The 14,903-nt window shown below is 54.9% G+C and carries 14 protein-coding genes; 5 read left to right on the top strand and 9 right to left on the bottom strand.

Translation table 11 applies throughout. From position 1 onward, the window contains the following. Positions 1-17: 17 nt before the first annotated feature. From H7F20_RS15235 to ettA, 3 genes are all read left to right on the top strand, one after another. On the top strand, positions 18-998 hold the full coding sequence (locus H7F20_RS15235; protein ID WP_185787023.1) for a Gfo/Idh/MocA family protein: 981 nt from the start codon (positions 18-20) through the stop codon (positions 996-998). Between the two features lie 76 nt (positions 999-1,074). After that, a complete protein-coding gene (locus H7F20_RS15230) occupies positions 1,075-1,260 on the top strand; it encodes a CAL67264 family membrane protein (RefSeq protein ID WP_185787022.1) in 186 nt (61 codons plus the stop codon). A gap of 40 nt (positions 1,261-1,300) precedes the next feature. Then, positions 1,301-2,995, top strand: a complete 1,695-nt coding sequence (gene ettA / locus H7F20_RS15225) for an energy-dependent translational throttle protein EttA (RefSeq protein WP_185787021.1) — start codon at positions 1,301-1,303, stop codon at positions 2,993-2,995. 140 nt (positions 2,996-3,135) lie between these two features. Here the strand turns inward: ettA and H7F20_RS15220 are convergent, their stop codons facing one another. Then, positions 3,136-3,951 carry an MBL fold metallo-hydrolase gene (locus H7F20_RS15220; protein ID WP_185787020.1) on the bottom strand — a complete coding sequence of 272 codons (816 nt, stop codon included), beginning with the start codon at positions 3,949-3,951 and terminating at the stop codon, positions 3,136-3,138. Positions 3,952-4,118: 167 nt separating this feature from the next. Between H7F20_RS15220 and H7F20_RS15215 the strand changes: the two genes are divergently transcribed. After that, positions 4,119-5,006: a hypothetical protein gene (locus H7F20_RS15215; protein WP_185787019.1), complete on the top strand. Its 888-nt coding sequence runs from the start codon at positions 4,119-4,121 to the stop codon at positions 5,004-5,006. A gap of 68 nt (positions 5,007-5,074) precedes the next feature. On the opposite strand, the gene fumC is transcribed toward H7F20_RS15215, so the two are convergent. Continuing rightward, the gene (gene fumC, locus H7F20_RS15210; RefSeq protein ID WP_185787018.1) at positions 5,075-6,475 is read right to left on the bottom strand and encodes a class II fumarate hydratase; all 1,401 of its coding nucleotides are present in this window, start codon (positions 6,473-6,475) and stop codon (positions 5,075-5,077) included. A gap of 139 nt (positions 6,476-6,614) precedes the next feature. Between fumC and H7F20_RS15205 the strand changes: the two genes are divergently transcribed. After that, on the top strand, positions 6,615-6,791 hold the full coding sequence (locus H7F20_RS15205; RefSeq protein WP_185787017.1) for a hypothetical protein: 177 nt from the start codon (positions 6,615-6,617) through the stop codon (positions 6,789-6,791). 120 nt (positions 6,792-6,911) lie between these two features. Here H7F20_RS15205 and H7F20_RS15200 read toward each other — a convergent pair whose 3' ends face one another. From H7F20_RS15200 to H7F20_RS15170, 7 genes are all read right to left on the bottom strand, one after another. Next, positions 6,912-9,398: a TonB-dependent receptor domain-containing protein gene (locus H7F20_RS15200; protein ID WP_185787016.1), complete on the bottom strand. Its 2,487-nt coding sequence runs from the start codon at positions 9,396-9,398 to the stop codon at positions 6,912-6,914. Between the two features lie 6 nt (positions 9,399-9,404). Further along, entirely contained in the window at positions 9,405-9,866 is a 462-nt protein-coding gene (locus H7F20_RS15195) for a hypothetical protein (protein WP_185787015.1), read from the bottom strand. Between the two features lie 95 nt (positions 9,867-9,961). Beyond that, positions 9,962-10,309 (bottom strand): arsenate reductase (glutaredoxin), encoded by a 348-nt coding sequence (gene arsC / locus H7F20_RS15190; protein ID WP_185787014.1) that lies wholly within the window; start codon positions 10,307-10,309, stop codon positions 9,962-9,964. Positions 10,310-10,333: 24 nt separating this feature from the next. After that, positions 10,334-11,426 (bottom strand): peptide chain release factor 2 gene (gene prfB, locus H7F20_RS15185; RefSeq protein WP_185787013.1). Its coding sequence is split into 2 segments (ribosomal slippage): positions 10,334-11,368 and positions 11,370-11,426, totalling 1,092 coding nucleotides; the frame shifts between segments, so codons are not numbered across the junction. Positions 11,427-11,495: 69 nt separating this feature from the next. After that, on the bottom strand, positions 11,496-12,344 hold the full coding sequence (locus H7F20_RS15180) for a transglutaminase family protein (protein ID WP_185787012.1): 849 nt from the start codon (positions 12,342-12,344) through the stop codon (positions 11,496-11,498). Positions 12,345-12,389: 45 nt separating this feature from the next. Then, positions 12,390-13,334 (bottom strand): alpha-E domain-containing protein, encoded by a 945-nt coding sequence (locus H7F20_RS15175; protein ID WP_185787011.1) that lies wholly within the window; start codon positions 13,332-13,334, stop codon positions 12,390-12,392. Positions 13,335-13,338: 4 nt separating this feature from the next. Further along, positions 13,339-14,802 (bottom strand): circularly permuted type 2 ATP-grasp protein, encoded by a 1,464-nt coding sequence (locus H7F20_RS15170; RefSeq protein WP_185787010.1) that lies wholly within the window; start codon positions 14,800-14,802, stop codon positions 13,339-13,341. Positions 14,803-14,903 lie beyond the last annotated feature (101 nt).

Here is a 14,903-nt window from a genome sequence, read left to right as displayed (position 1 = left end):
AACCAAAATCAGATACCGTGGTAGAACCGATCCGATGGGGCATCCTGGGCCCCGGCAAAATTGCAGCCAGCTTTGCACGTGACCTTGCGCTGGTCCCCGGGGGGCAATTGGCAGCCGTGGCCTCCCGCAGCGCGGACCGTGCGGCCGGTTTTGCCCGTGAATTCGGTGCAAAGCGCTCTTACGGCACGTATGAGGAACTCGCAGCCGACCCGGAGGTGGATGTGGTATATATCGCAACGCCGCATACCTTCCACATGGAACACAGCCTGGATATGGTGCGTGCCGGGAAAAACGTGCTCTGCGAAAAGCCCATGGGGATCAATGCCGGGGAGGTACGCCGCCTGGTGGATGCAGCCCGGTCGCAAAAGGTGTTCCTGATGGAAGCCCTCTGGAGCCGGTTCAACCCAGCCCTCAATGAGGTGGCAAAGCGCATACAAGGCGGAGGACTGGGCCGGCCCGCTTACCTCAAGGCCGATTTTGCCTTCGCAGCCCTGGACCGGGACCCGGAAGGCCGCCTGCTCAACCCGGACCTGGCCGGGGGTTCCCTGCTCGACATCGGAATATACCCCGTTTTCCTGGCTTACTGGATGCTGGGGCTCCCTTCGGACTTCAAGGCCGTCGCCCATTTTCACGAGACGGGCGTGGAGAAACAGATCGGCCTGGTGTTCGAATACCCGGAGGCCATTGCCCTGTTGTACAGCGGCCTGACCTCCCGGTCGGAAATGCGTGCCGAGATATCCTGCGAAAAAGGGACGGTGTATATCCATCCGAGGTGGCACGAGACCAACGGTTTTGACATCGATATGGAAGGGGAACTGACCACTGTTGAAAAGCCGACGCTGGGCAAAGGGTACACCCACGAAATTGAGGAGGTGCACCGCTGCCTGCTTGCCGGCGAAAAGGAAAGCTCCCGCTGGTCCCTGCAGAACAGCCTGGAACTCCACGGCCTGCTGGATGCGATCCGCGAGGAATGCGGGATACGGTTTCCCGGCGAATGAGCACCTCCCCAGGACCTAAAAGCGGGATTTTGGTCAAAAAATCCGATATTTGAGGTCTCACCAAACTAGCAAAAAAATGGGTATGAAGGATAAAAACACCGTACTGGCATGGGCAACCATCATCATGATAATAGTCGGCCTGGGGCTTATTGGCCTGGGGGCTTTCCGGTATGATGAAATTGCCGGTTGGGGCTTTGCCTCGGTGGGTATCGGCTTTTTTGCCGTTGCCTGGGTTTTCAATGCGCTTAAGGGGCGGGTTTAACCAGAACGCGCCAGACTTCTAATTTAACGTACAGTCAGCTATGTCGGACGACAAAAAGGTCATTTTCTCCATGTCCGGAGTATCCAAGACCTATAAGAATGCGAACACCCCGGTTCTCAAGAACATCTACCTGAGTTTCTTCTACGGGGCCAAAATCGGTATCCTCGGGCTTAATGGCTCCGGGAAATCCACCCTCTTGCGAATCATTGCCGGGGAGGATACGAACCACCAGGGGGATGTCGTTTTTTCCCCGGGTTACACGGTGGGTTACCTGGAGCAGGAACCCAAACTGGACGACGAGAAGACGGTCCTGGAGGTAGTGCGCGAAGGCGCCGCCGAAACGGTTCGCATCCTGGATGAATACAACAAGATCAACGATATGTTCGGCCTGCCGGAGGTCTATGAGGATGCCGACAAGATGCAGCAGCTCATGGACAAGCAGGCCCGGTTGCAGGACGAGATCGATGCCGCCGGCGCATGGGAGCTCGACTCCAAGCTGGAACTGGCCATGGATGCGCTCCGGACGCCGGAACCCGACAAGAAAATCGGGGTCCTCTCCGGCGGGGAGCGGCGGCGGGTGGCCTTGTGCCGGTTATTGCTGCAGGAGCCTGACATCCTGTTACTGGACGAGCCAACGAACCACCTGGATGCCGAATCCGTGCATTGGCTGGAGCACCACCTCGCCCAATACAAAGGCACGGTGATCGCCGTAACCCACGACCGGTATTTCCTGGATAATGTGGCGGGCTGGATTCTGGAACTGGACCGAGGGGAAGGCATTCCCTGGAAGGGCAATTATTCGAGCTGGCTGGAACAGAAAGCCAAACGGCTGGCCCAGGAGCAAAAACAGGCCAGCAAACGGCAGAAAACGCTGGAGCGGGAGCTGGAATGGGTCCGCCAGAGCCCGAAAGGCCGGCAGGCAAAGCAAAAAGCCCGATTGAACAACTACGACAAATTGCTCAGCCAGGACCAGAAGCAACTGGATGAGAAGCTAGAGATCTACATCCCTAACGGCCCCAGGCTGGGTACCAATGTGATCGAGGCCAGGGGCGTCAGCAAGGCCTATGGGGACAAACTACTTTACGAGGATCTGAATTTCAGGTTGCCCCAGGCGGGCATTGTTGGCGTAATCGGCCCCAATGGCGCCGGGAAAACGACTATTTTCCGGATGATCATGGGGGAGGAAACCCCGGACAAGGGCAGTTTTGAGGTAGGGGATACCGTAAAGATCGCCTATGTGGACCAGAGCCACTCGGACATCGATCCTGAGAAAACCATCTGGCAGAATTTCAGCGATTCCCAGGAGCTGATCAACATGGGCGGGCGGCAGGTCAACTCGCGGGCCTACCTGAGCCGGTTCAATTTTTCGGGCAGCGAGCAGAACAAAAAAGTGAGCATGCTCTCCGGGGGGGAACGCAACCGGCTGCACCTGGCGATGACCCTGAAGGAAGAAGGCAACGTCCTGCTGCTGGACGAGCCCACCAACGACCTGGACGTGAATACGCTCCGGGCGCTGGAGGAAGGCCTGGACAATTTTGCAGGGTGTGCCGTGGTCATTTCCCACGACCGGTGGTTCCTGGACAGGGTCTGTACCCACATCCTGGCCTTTGAAGGCGATTCCCAGGTGTATTTCTTCGAAGGGTCCTTCTCGGACTATGAGGAGAACCGGAAAAAACGCCTTGGGGCAGACAGCATCCCCAAGAGGCTCAAATACAAGAAGCTGGTCCGGAACTGATTGCCGCCGGAACGCAAAAAAAGCCCGCCATTACGGCGGGCTTTTTGTTTAATGACCGGAGAACGGCCGATCCGGGGCAGGGGATGTCCGGCGCTGTTTAATGGACGATCAAATATTGGGATTGTTACAAAACTGTGCTTTTAGTAGGCTTCCCCCGGATACCAGTCCAGTTGGACCACCTCTATGTCCGGGTTCCCCGCCCGGACCATTTCGCCGAATCTGTTGACGTCGCTTACATCCGGACGCCCGCGGTAATGATAGGGGTACACCTGCCGGGGTGCAAAATCCAGTACGGCATCCGCCGCGCTCTCTACCGTCATTGTGAAGGGCAAATTCATGCAGACAAAAGCCATATCGATGGCCTCGAGGTTCCGCATTTCCGGGATGTCTTCCGTATCCCCTGAAAAATAGACCCGTGTGCCGTCCTTTTCCAGGACATACCCGTTGCCGCGACCCTTGGCATGGAAGTCCAGTGCCTCTTCCCGCAGGTTGTACATGGGGATGGCGGTAACTGTTAATCCGAATGCTTCCGTTTCAGAACCGTTGGGGAGGATTTCCGCCTTCTCCGCCAGCGGGTTCCTCATTTGTTTGGCTACTGCCTCGGGCACGATTAACCGCGCACTCCCGGTGTCCAGGGCCGAGAGGGTTTCCGGGCTGAAATGGTCGCCGTGGATGTCCGTTACCAGGATGAGGTCGGGGGCGGGGTAGGCATCGAAAGCGGAAGCCTCGCCAACCGGGTCAATGTAAATAGTGGTGCCATCCCACTCGAGGACTGCGGTAGCGTGGGATATCGGGTGCACGGTGGGGAGGGCTGCCGGTTTTTCAATGGTCGTGGCCGGCTCGGTTGCCGCGGTTTCGGTTTTCTTTTCTTCTTTGCAGCTACTGATGCAAAGGGTCAGGGCAAGCATGGGAATTACAGGCTTCAAAAGGCGTACATGGGAGAAAATTCTCTTCATTTTGAATTTTTTTTAAGAAAATTAAGAGGCCTAAAGATACGGTATTCAGGGGGCTGAACGAAATTGAGTGCGTATTTTTTGGCTTTGGGTAATCTAAGGTCCGCCCTATTGACGTATATAGAGTGGTACAAACAAAAACCAAATAGAAGAAATTAATTTTTAAGACTATGTCAGAAACTAAGAACAATAATGGTTTAAAGGTAATAGCCGGTCTGTTGGGTGTCATCCTTTTGGGGACGATCATCTATACCGTTACGCTTTACCAGGAGAAGAAAAAGAATGAAGCGGTACTCACCCAGGAGAAAGAACTGGTAGTCGAGGACCTGAACAGCCTGAAGTCGGAATACGACAAGGCCATTCTGGAAAGCAACGCTACCAACGAAGAACTGGTGGCCGCCCGCGACAACATCGCCAAATACATTGACAGTGTGAAAGCCATGAAGGCTGACCTGTCCACGCTTTCCCGCTACCGCCGCCAGGTTTCCATCCTGAAAGAGGAGCGCGAAGAACTGCTGCGCCAGGTCGATTCCCTCAGGGAATCCAATACCCTGATCGCCATGCAGCGCGACAGCACCTTCACAGAGCTGGAGAAGCAGACCATCTTCAACGACTCCCTGGTTGTTCAGAACACCCAGCTGGCTGATGCCGTTGAGCGCGGATCTGCCCTGAACCTCACCAAATTCTCTGTTGACGCCGTTCGCGAACGCAACAACGGCAACCTTGCCTCCACTACCCGTGCCCGTCGTACGGACAAGATCAAGGTGTGCTTTACCGTTGCCGACAACGTGATCGCCGAGGCCGGTGACCGGGAATTCTATATCGAAGTACTGGACCCGCAGGGGAATGTACTGGGCGGTGGCAACACCACTTCCGTGGAGGAAGGCCCTACCATTACCTACACGAAGGCGACCAACTTCTACTATGAAAACAGCACCCTGGATGTGTGCGACTTCGTCAGCAACTACTCCGGTGAGTTTGCAGAAGGAAACTACATGGTGAATGTATATGATGATCGCTTAACCTTACTCGGAACGAATAAATTCGAACTGAAGTAATAAACACTATCACTTAAGCGAAAAAGGCCGCCCAATCGGGCGGCCTTTTTATTTTATGAGGGGGCAGACTATTTCTTCAGGCTCCCGACCATGTCCTCCGGCCGCACCCAGGCATCATATTCCGACTCGGTCACATACCCCAGGCGCACAGCTTCCTCCTTCAGGGTGGTACCGTTCTCATGGGCTGCATTTGCAATTTCTGCAGCCTTGTAATACCCGATTTTGGTATTGAGTGCCGTAACCAGCATCAGGGAATTGTTGACGAGTTTTTCAATGGTTTTGAGGTTCGGTTCGATCCCTGAAGCGCAGTGTTCATCGAAGCTCTTACAGGCATCCCCCAACAAACGGGCAGATTGCAGGACATTAGCCGCCATTACCGGCTTGAATACATTCAGTTCGTAGTGCCCCTGGGTACCGCCAACGGAAATGGCTACGTCATTGCCCATCACCTGGGCGCAAACCATGGTAAGCGCCTCGCACTGAGTAGGATTGACCTTGCCCGGCATGATGGAACTGCCCGGTTCATTGGCTGGGATCAGGATTTCCCCGATTCCCGATCTCGGCCCGGAAGCCATCATCCGGATGTCGTTGGCTATTTTATTCAGGGATACTGCGAGTTGTTTCAGGGCGCCATGGGTTTCCACCAGGGCATCATGGGCAGCCAGCGCCTCAAATTTATTGCGGGCTGTCACGAAGGGCAGGCCCGTGAACTCGGCGATATAACCGGCTACCTTTTCCGCATACCCATCTGGAGTATTCAGGCCGGTCCCGACTGCAGTACCTCCCAATGCCAGCTCCGACAGGTGCTCCAGGGTGTTTTCCAAAGCGCGGAGGCCGTGGTCCAGTTGGGAAACATAGCCCGAAAATTCCTGTCCAAGGGTGAGGGGGGTGGCATCCATCAGGTGGGTCCGGCCTATCTTGACCACGTCCATATACTCCGTGGCCTTGGCATGCAGGGTATCCCGCAATGCCCGGACCCCGGGCAGGGTCACGTCGTGTATTTTCTTGTAGGCGGCAATGTGCATGCCCGTGGGGAACGTATCATTTGAAGACTGGGACTTATTGACATCGTCATTGGGCTGAAGGGTTTTTTCCCTCTCGCCGATTTTATGGCCGGCCAGTTCATGGGCCCGGTTGGCGATCACCTCGTTGACGTTCATGTTGCTCTGGGTACCGGAACCGGTTTGCCAGATGACCAGCGGGAACTGGTCATCGTGTTTCCCCTCCAGGATCTCATCGCATACCTGCGCGATCAGGTCCCGTTTTTCCTGCTTCAGCACCCCCAGGTCGCAATTGGCGTAAGCCGCGGCCTTCTTCAGGTAGGCAAAGCCATAAACGATTTCCAGGGGCATGGATGCGGGCGGCCCGATTTTGAAGTTGTTGCGCGAGCGCTCCGTCTGGGCCCCCCATAATTTGTCTGCCGGCACCTTTACCGTGCCCATGGTGTCTTTTTCTATGCGGTATTCCATCTTGGGATCTTTTGACCAAAGGTACGGATTCGTCCCAATTATTCCGATGCGGGAGCGGGTGGGGCCGGGGCGCTTTTTTAAAATTTGATTTGCACGTTTGGCGCGATTCCCACTATCTTTGTGCTATAAAGTAAAAGATATGTTCGAGTTTGATCAATACCTCGGTTTTCTGGCCTTCCTGACGATTGTAACCATCGGCTTCTGGCTGATGATTTTCCTGTTGGCCTTTGTCGTGCCTTACTGGCTCGGGGGAAACCTGATCGAACTCTGGAAGGAACGCCGCGAAGCCAAAAAGGCCCGCCGTCGCGAAGCCTAGGCCGGCCGGGGATTCCCCAGGCGTTACAGGCCTTCAAGGTTTAAGTATACAGGCACAAAAAAAGAGCGGGATAATTTCCCGCTCTTTTTTTGTGCACCCCCCCAGGGACCGGGAGCCCTGTCAGGAACCTCCTTCGAACTCCCCGTCGTCGTCATAGTTGCCATCCCCGCGGCCCCCGTTCCGTTTTTTCTGCTCGTTGAAGCGATAGATAAACGAAAGGGTTACCGTACGTTGCCGCCACTGGAACTCGCTGTCGGAGGTAAAGAATTCGGTTTCGGTAAAGGAACGGCGTTTCCGGGAATTGAAAAAGTCGTTCACGTTGAGGGTGAGCGTCCCGTTTTCTTTGATAATATCCTTGCTGAACGCCAGGTTCAGGGAGAAAATCCCCTTGGTATCCGTGATGGCATTCTGGCGTGGTCCAAAGTAAAAGGCATTCGTCTGCCATTCAATTTTGGCCGGGAGGGTGATCTTCGATCCCAGGCGCGCAAACCAGCTGGTATTTTCGGCCCCGTAGTCTACCCCGTTAAAGAATCCCTCGTTCACAAACCGGAATATGTTGAAGCTCGAATTGATCCGGAATTTCCGCGAGGGGTTGAAGAGGATGCTGGCCTCGCCCCCGTATCGCTGGTTGGTCGAGAGGTTGATCGGGATGGAACGGATGATGTCGATCCCGTCCGTGGTGCTTTGCCCGGTGGATTCCTGTACCCGTTCGAAGGAATCGGTTTCCCGCTGGTAGTAGATGGACGTATTGAAGGTTAATTTATCCCACCGTTTGAGGTACCCCAGATCGAAGGTATTTGAAAATGCGGGGTTCAGGTCCGGGTTCCCCTGGAAGATATTCGTCCGCGAATTCCGGGAGGGGAAGGGGTTGATAAACCACCCCCTGGGCCTGTTGATCCGGCGGTTGTACCCCAGGGAAATATTCTCGTTTTCCCCGATCTCGTAAATCAAATTGACGGTCGGGAAGAGCCCGAGGTAATTCTTGTCGAAATTCACGTCCACGTCCACCCCGAGTTCGTCTTCCAGGGCCGTGGGGTCAAATTCCGATTCCAGTTTCCCCCTCAGGCGGGTATTTTCAAGACGCAGCCCGAGCAGGAAGGAAAACTTCCCGAATTTGCTCCCGTATTGGGTATAGGCTGCATACACATCCTCATTATAGGTAAAGGTGTTGGTCAGCAGTTCGTTGACCCTGAACTGTCCGCTGGCCCTGTCGAGGGAATCCAGGCGAAAATCCGAGATTTCCTCCTCCAGGTCAAACCGGAATCCGGCCTCGAACTGGGATTCGCCCATGGGCAGCACATAATCTGCCTGGATCAGGTATTCATTGGAATTCTCCTTCTCCGCTACATTTTCCAGGGCAACCAGCCCGTCCTGCGGGAAGGTGGTTCGCTCCTCAATGGTGGTAGCCTTATCTTCCCGGTCGCGCCCTATCTGGACGTCGGCGGTCAGTTTGTGCCCGTCTTCATTGAAATTATTCGTGTAGTTCAGGGCCCACTGGTAGCTGCGGTCGTCTTCGGACTCCTGTTCCTGCCGCAGGGTGCGGCTGTCTATGCCACTGCCCACAAAGCGGGTGGTATTGTTATCCGTCTGGTCATCATCGTTCCCCAGCCTGTAGAAGAAACTACCTGTGAGGCTGGATTGGTCGTTCAGGAAATATTCCATCCCTACATTGAGGTTCAGGCCGCGGTCCAGCCTGTTGATGTCGCGGTCCTCGATGACCCGGTCAAAGGACCCCGAGGTATAGGTGTTGTCAAAGTAGCCGTTTCCGGGGGCATCCCGGTACCGGTATCCGATGGTGCTGAAGAGGTTGAAGGCATCCGTACGGATATTCCCGTTTGCCGTAATCCCGGAATTGACCGGGACGCCAATATAGGTGTTGACGGAGCCGTTGAATCCCAGGGTTTTTTCTTTCCTCAGGACGATATTCAGGATCCCTGCGGTCCCTTCGGCATCGTACCGGGCAGAGGGGCTGGTAATCACTTCCACCCTTTCGATCGCATCGGCCGGCAACTGCTGAAGCGCTTCGGTAGAACCGAATCCGGCCAGTGCCGAGGGTTTGCCGTTGATCAGGATACGCACGTTTTCATTGCCCCTGAGACTGATGGCCCCTTCCACATCCACCGTCACGGAAGGCACGTTGTTCAGGGCATCTGAAATCGTAGCCCCGCTGTTGGTGAGGTCTTTCCCGATATTGTAAATCTTTTTGTCCAGGCGCACTTCTACGGTAGTGCGCTCCCCAACCACTTCAACTGCCTCAAGTTCCGTAGCATTCACAGACATGCGGATGACCCCGAGGTCGCGGGATTCGTTGAGGAGCTGGTTTTCGAGCGTATAGGGCCTGTAGGATATGTATTCTACCCGGATATTGTAGCGGCCGGGCTCCGCAGACACGTTGAATTTGCCGTCGATATCGGTTATACCGCCGGATAGGCTTGTGGGGTCGCCAACCTTCTCTAAAACGAGGGTGGCGTATTCGAGAGGCCTTCCCGAGTCCTGATCCAGTACCGTACCGGTCAGTGTGATGCTTTTTTCTCCCGGACCCTGGGGGGGCTGTGCCTGCAGGTTCAGGGAAATTGCTGCGATGAGCAGGACTAGGAATTGTCTCATGTGTGTCTAGGTTTTCTTTTTCTGTTTTTTCTTTTTCTTTTTGAACTTTTTCGTATTGTACCGGCTTTCCTCCAGTTCAATCATCGCCTGGTATTTATCCTCCGGCAGGCCTTCTTCCAGTTCCCTGCGCTGATCGATCCCCAGGCGTTCCAGGGCTTCCTGGGTCGCTTCCGGGGTCAGTTCCAGGATCTGCAACTCCATACGCTTCTGCACGTATTTCGTCAGGATCGAAGAAACCACGGCTGCCTCGAATTCGTTGAGTCCCACTGCCTGGATGATCCCGGGCATTTCCTCGGATACCAATTCCTCGGCGGTTTTGGGCTCTACTTTCTTGGGGGGGGCTTCCGCCTGGGGCACCACGTTCCGGCGGCGACCGCCGTAATAAGGATTGTTGCCATACCCGTACTGGGCTTCGGCTGCAAACAGCCCTCCTATAAGCATTAATGTCAGTACTACACGTGTTCTCATGTGTCGTCTATTTAGATTGTTATATGCGGGCAGGGTTTAACCGCCCTTGGTTAAATGTTTGTTAAAGACCCCAAAATGGTTAAACAACTTGATTTTCAGCCTTTCAGGAATTCCTGTATACGCTCCGGCGGGCGGCCCAGGACGGCGGCCGTATCGCTGGTCACCACGGGGCGCTCCAGGAGTTTGGGGTGATCGGCCAGTGCTTGGATGAGTTCGGCCTCGCTGAACTCCTGACTGCGGAACTTTTCCTTCCAGATGGATTCCCCGGTACGCACCAGTGATTTGGCAGGCATGCCGAGTTTGTCCAAAATTTCCCGGATTTTTTCCCGGGAAAGTGGGGTATCCAGGTATTTTACAACCGTAAAGGGCTTCCCCGAGGCTTCCAGGATGGCCAGGCCTTCCCTGGATTTCCGGCAACGGGGATTGTGATAGATGGTCAGCATGTCAAAAGGGATTATTCGGGTTTATCAGGCAGAATTCTCCTGTCCGGTCATCATCAGGAAGGCTTTCAGGAAGTCGTCGATTTCCCCGTCCATCACGGCGTCCACGTTTCCCGTTTCCTCCCCGGTCCGCACATCCTTTACGAGTTTGTAGGGGTGCATGACATAGTTTCGGATCTGGGAACCCCATTCGATCTTCATCTTGGAGGATTCAATGGCTTCCCGGGCCTCCTGCTTTTTGCGAAGCTCAATTTCGTAGAGCTGGGACTTCAGCATTTTCAGGGCGGTAGCCCGGTTGTCGTGCTGGGAACGCGAATCCGAACAGGAAATCTGGATGCCTGTGGGTTTATGGACCAACTGCACCTTGGTTTCCACCTTATTCACATTCTGGCCCCCGGCCCCGCTGGAGCGGGCCGTGGTAATCTCGATATCGGCCGGGTTGATCTCGATCTCGATGCTGTCATCGACCAGCGGGTATACGTAGACCGAAGCAAAGGAAGTGTGTCGTTTGGCGTTGCTGTCGAAGGGGGAAATCCGCACGAGCCGGTGTACCCCGTTCTCGCCTTTGAGCCATCCGAAGGCGTAGGCCCCCTCAATCTCGAGGGTAACTGTCTTGATGCCGGCCACGTCCCCTTCCTGGTAATTGAGCTCCCGGACTTTATACCGGTTTTTCTCGGCCCACATCATATACATGCGCATCAGCATGGAAGCCCAGTCGCAACTTTCCGTGCCCCCTGCACCTGCCGTTATCTGGAGTACGGCCGTCAGGTCGTCCCCCTCGTCCGAGAGCATGTTCCGGAATTCGAGTTTTTCGACGGCCTCGGTGGCCAGGCGCAGCTGCCTGGCTACTTCTTTTTCTTCCGCCTCGTCGGCTTCATAGAATTCCACCAGCACTTCCAGGTCCCCGAGGAGCCGTTCGGCCTCCTCAAATTCCTCTACCCAGCCCTTCCGGGCATTCAGGCTTTTCATAAACTCCTGGGCGGTCACCGGGTCATCCCAGAAACCGGGCTCCAGGGTCTTTTCTTCCTCATTCTGAACTTCGATGCGTTTGGCATCTATGTCAAAGATACCTCCTTAACGCGCCGAGGCGTTCCATAAGAGACTTGAATTTCTCTATCATTAGTACTGTATTTGGAGTGTAAAAGTAAGGCGTTTTTATGAATCGGACCCCAGGATATTCCGCTTCGGATCATTGCTGGCTGGTTACCTGTACCTGGTGGTTGCTGCGGTTGTCCCCCTTCCCGAAAACCACGCCCTTTATAGGCGCACAATCCGCATAATCGCGGCCATGGGCCACCTTAATGTGGTCGGAGGCAGCCATCAGGTTGTTGGTGGGGTCAAACCCGCACCAACCGAGACCGGGGACCAGGGCTTCCGCCCAGGCGTGCATTTGCGCATCCCCCGCGTAACCCATGCCCTGGTGCAGGTATCCTGAGACGTAGCGGGCCGGGATGCCATGGGCCCGTGCAATACCGATGAAAAGGTGTGAAAAGTCCTGGCAAACGCCCTGTCGGATCTCCAGCACTTCGGTCAGGGGGGTGTCCACCCCGGTCAGTCCGGGGGTATATTTCAGGGCCTTGTACACCCAGGTATTCAGATCCGCCAGATTTTCAAGGCAATTCCGCCCGTGGTCAAACCGGAAGCAACCGGTGTCCTCCGGGAGCCGGGTTAGGGGCGTGGGCTTCAGGAACATCTGGTGTTCCAGGCGAAACCCCATATCCTGCAGGTTTTCCGGGTTATAGGGCGGCACCTCGGACAGGTCAAAAGCAAACGGGTTTACCTCCTCCTTGATCAGCTCAAAGGCGGCTTCAAAGGAAATATCGGACAACTCGTGGCGGTTGCGGACGCGTATGGTGATAAAGCCGAAGCCGTTTTGCGAGAATTCCCAGCGGGCGTTCCGGCTGTTGGAGAAATCGATGCGCACCAGCGATTGGGTCTCGTTTTCCTGCGGTACGATCAGGAATTGCCAGCTGGCTTCCACCACCGGGTGGTCGTAGTGGTTTTCGGCAGTATAGCGGATGGTGTATAATTGGGCCATCAAACAATTGGGGTCTGGGGTGAAGGTATTTCAAAAACGGGAATCTCAATAGTGGAAAAACTCTTTTTCCATCTGGATCCCGATCTCGGATAGTTCATTTAGGATGTGCTCGATGAAGGCCTGCACATCCCCTTCAATATCCTCGATACGTTTAAACTGGTATTCCGCCCGCACCTTCCCCACCTTAAAGGCGGTGGAATCCTTGTCGTGGATTTTCAGCGGGTCCAGGGTTCGCACGTGCCGGTACACCTGGTTCAGGCTGTTCATCACCGAGCGGGGGCACCTGGGGTTCAGGATCAGGAATTCCAGGGTACACAGGCTGTTGGGGGTTTTTTTGTAGTGGCGGCGCATCATGTCGTAGGATTCCGCGCATTTGAGGAGGGTCGTCCACTCAAAGCTGTTCCGGAACCGGTCCCCGTAACTCCCGGGCGATTTCTTGGCGTCGTTGTATTTTGCATTGATGATCCGGGTGATCTGCAGGGCGCGTTCCAGGTTGACCCCCATCATGATGATGGCGTAGATTGAATCGTGCAGCAGCGTTCCCCGGATCTTGCCCCGGAGCACCGCGGTCATTTCCGTGACCTGAGAAGTAAATTCGTAGAGGCCGGTTTTGACGAATTTCTTGGTAGGGTAGGAGTCCGCAAAGTGGTAAAACTTATTGATGGATTCGTACAGTTCCGTGGATATCAGGTCACGGGCAGAGAGCGCATTTTCACGCGCATATGAAATCGAGTTGATGATGGAGGGGGAGAAGCCCCGGTCCATGCCAATGCGGTACAACACCTTGTCTTCATCCAGCTTCTCGGACTTCTCGGCAGGCTCCCCCACCAAAAAAAGCATGGAACGCAACACAAAATCGCGGGACTGCGAGGTGGTATTGGGTGCGTCCAGGGAGGAAAAATAATTGACGTTTAAATAACGCGCCGTATGTTCGGCCCGCTCGATATAACGTCCCATCCAGAAAAGATTGTCAGCGACTCTCGCCAGCATGTGGTTATTTTTTTAGTACCCAGGTGTCCTTGGAGCCTCCGCCCTGGGATGAATTAACAATAAGGTTGCCTTTTCTCAGCGCCACGCGCGTCAGGCCGCCCTTGAGCACGAAGCTCTTTTCCGGGCCCATTACGGTAAAGGTGCGCAGGTCGATGTGCCGCTGCTCGAACGACTGGGATTCCTCGATATAGGTGGGATGCACCGAAAGGGAGAGGATGGGCTGGGCCACGTATTTCCTGGGCGACGCCCGCAGGTCCTTCCTGACTTGCTCCACCTGTTCATCTGTCAGGGTATTCCCGATGGAAATGCCATACCCCCCTGCCTCGTCCACCGGTTTGACGACCAGTTCCCGGATATGCTCCAGTACGTATTCCAACTCGTCCTTCCGGCTGCAGTGGTAGGTCTTTACATTGTTCAGGATGGGCTCCTCGTCCAGGTAGTACCGGATGATATCCGGCATGTAGGTATAGACTGCCTTATCATCGGCCACCCCGGTACCCGGGGCATTGGCGATGGTGACGTTCCCCTTTTTATAGGCGGCGAACAAGCCGGGTACCCCAAGAGAGGAATCTTTCCTGAATTCCAGCGGGTCCAGGAAGGCATCGTCGATGCGGCGGTAGATGATATCCACCTTTTCCGGCCCCGCGATGGTCTTCATGTAGACAAAATCATTTTCCACGAAAAGGTCCCGCCCTTCCACCAGTTCCACCCCCATCGTCTTGGCCAGGTAGCTGTGCTCGTAAAAGGCCGAATTGTACATCCCCGGTGTCAGTACCACGGTGGTGGGGATATCCACACCGGCCGGCTTGACCGTCTCCAGCAATTCCAGCAGGTTTTCGGCATAGTTGGTAACCGTATGGGCATTGTAGTGGTTGAAGACGCCGAACAGGGCCCGTTTGAGGGCCGTCCGGTTGCTCAGCACGTAACTCACCCCGGAGGGGCAACGGATGTTATCTTCCAGCACATAGAATTTTCCGTCGTTGTGGCGTATGATGTCCGTTCCGGATATGTGTGTATAGATCCCGCCCGGCGGGTCCACACCGATCATCTGGTCCAGGTAATTCTCGGAAGTGGTCACCAATTCCAGGGGGACGACCCCATCCCGGAGGATCTCCCGGTCGTGGTAGAGGTCCCACAGGAATTTGTTCAGCGCAAGGCAGCGCTGTTTGACCCCCGATTCGATGTGTTCCCATTCTGCTGCGCCGATGATGCGGGGGAAAAGGTCGAAGGGGAATATCTTTTCATTGGTCTTTTCCTCGCTGTACACCCGGAAGGTGATGCCCTGGTTAAAGAAGGACGCCTTGGCTTTGTTGTTGAGCTCGTAATAATCCGCTATGGAGTGTTTGCCATATAACTTGAACAGCTTTTTGTAGACTTTGGTCACTTTCCCGTCGGGGTCGTATAACTCATCGTAGAGTTTCGGATTTCGGTCGTAGGAGGTGAAGATGGTGGTGTTGTCACCTGACATTTCGGAAGATTTTTCAAAATATACCAACTTTTTTGGTCAACGCCCCCCCGAACGCCATCTTTTTTGATTGTAACCAATTTATGGCCGCCACAGGGACCTTC

Source organism: Robiginitalea sp. SC105 (genome assembly GCF_014243345.1).
Lineage (GTDB): Bacteria > Bacteroidota > Bacteroidia > Flavobacteriales > Flavobacteriaceae > Robiginitalea.
This window is presented reverse-complemented; position numbering and strand designations above follow the sequence as displayed.

What these genes read in the sequence shown, in the direction of transcription:
- H7F20_RS15220 (WP_185787020.1), bottom strand. Translation starts at nt 3,951, where the DNA reads ATGAAGAGAATTTTCTCCCATGTACGCCTTTTGAAGCCTGTAATTCCC.
- ettA (WP_185787021.1), top strand. Translation starts at nt 1,301, where the DNA reads ATGTCGGACGACAAAAAGGTCATTTTCTCCATGTCCGGAGTATCCAAG.
- H7F20_RS15180 (WP_185787012.1), bottom strand. Translation starts at nt 12,344, where the DNA reads ATGGCCCAATTATACACCATCCGCTATACTGCCGAAAACCACTACGAC.
- H7F20_RS15215 (WP_185787019.1), top strand. Translation starts at nt 4,119, where the DNA reads ATGTCAGAAACTAAGAACAATAATGGTTTAAAGGTAATAGCCGGTCTG.
- H7F20_RS15195 (WP_185787015.1), bottom strand. Translation starts at nt 9,866, where the DNA reads ATGAGAACACGTGTAGTACTGACATTAATGCTTATAGGAGGGCTGTTT.
- fumC (WP_185787018.1), bottom strand. Translation starts at nt 6,475, where the DNA reads ATGGAATACCGCATAGAAAAAGACACCATGGGCACGGTAAAGGTGCCG.
- H7F20_RS15170 (WP_185787010.1), bottom strand. Translation starts at nt 14,802, where the DNA reads ATGTCAGGTGACAACACCACCATCTTCACCTCCTACGACCGAAATCCG.
- H7F20_RS15200 (WP_185787016.1), bottom strand. Translation starts at nt 9,398, where the DNA reads ATGAGACAATTCCTAGTCCTGCTCATCGCAGCAATTTCCCTGAACCTG.
- arsC (WP_185787014.1), bottom strand. Translation starts at nt 10,309, where the DNA reads ATGCTGACCATCTATCACAATCCCCGTTGCCGGAAATCCAGGGAAGGC.
- H7F20_RS15230 (WP_185787022.1), top strand. Translation starts at nt 1,075, where the DNA reads ATGGGTATGAAGGATAAAAACACCGTACTGGCATGGGCAACCATCATC.
- H7F20_RS15205 (WP_185787017.1), top strand. Translation starts at nt 6,615, where the DNA reads ATGTTCGAGTTTGATCAATACCTCGGTTTTCTGGCCTTCCTGACGATT.
- H7F20_RS15175 (WP_185787011.1), bottom strand. Translation starts at nt 13,334, where the DNA reads ATGCTGGCGAGAGTCGCTGACAATCTTTTCTGGATGGGACGTTATATC.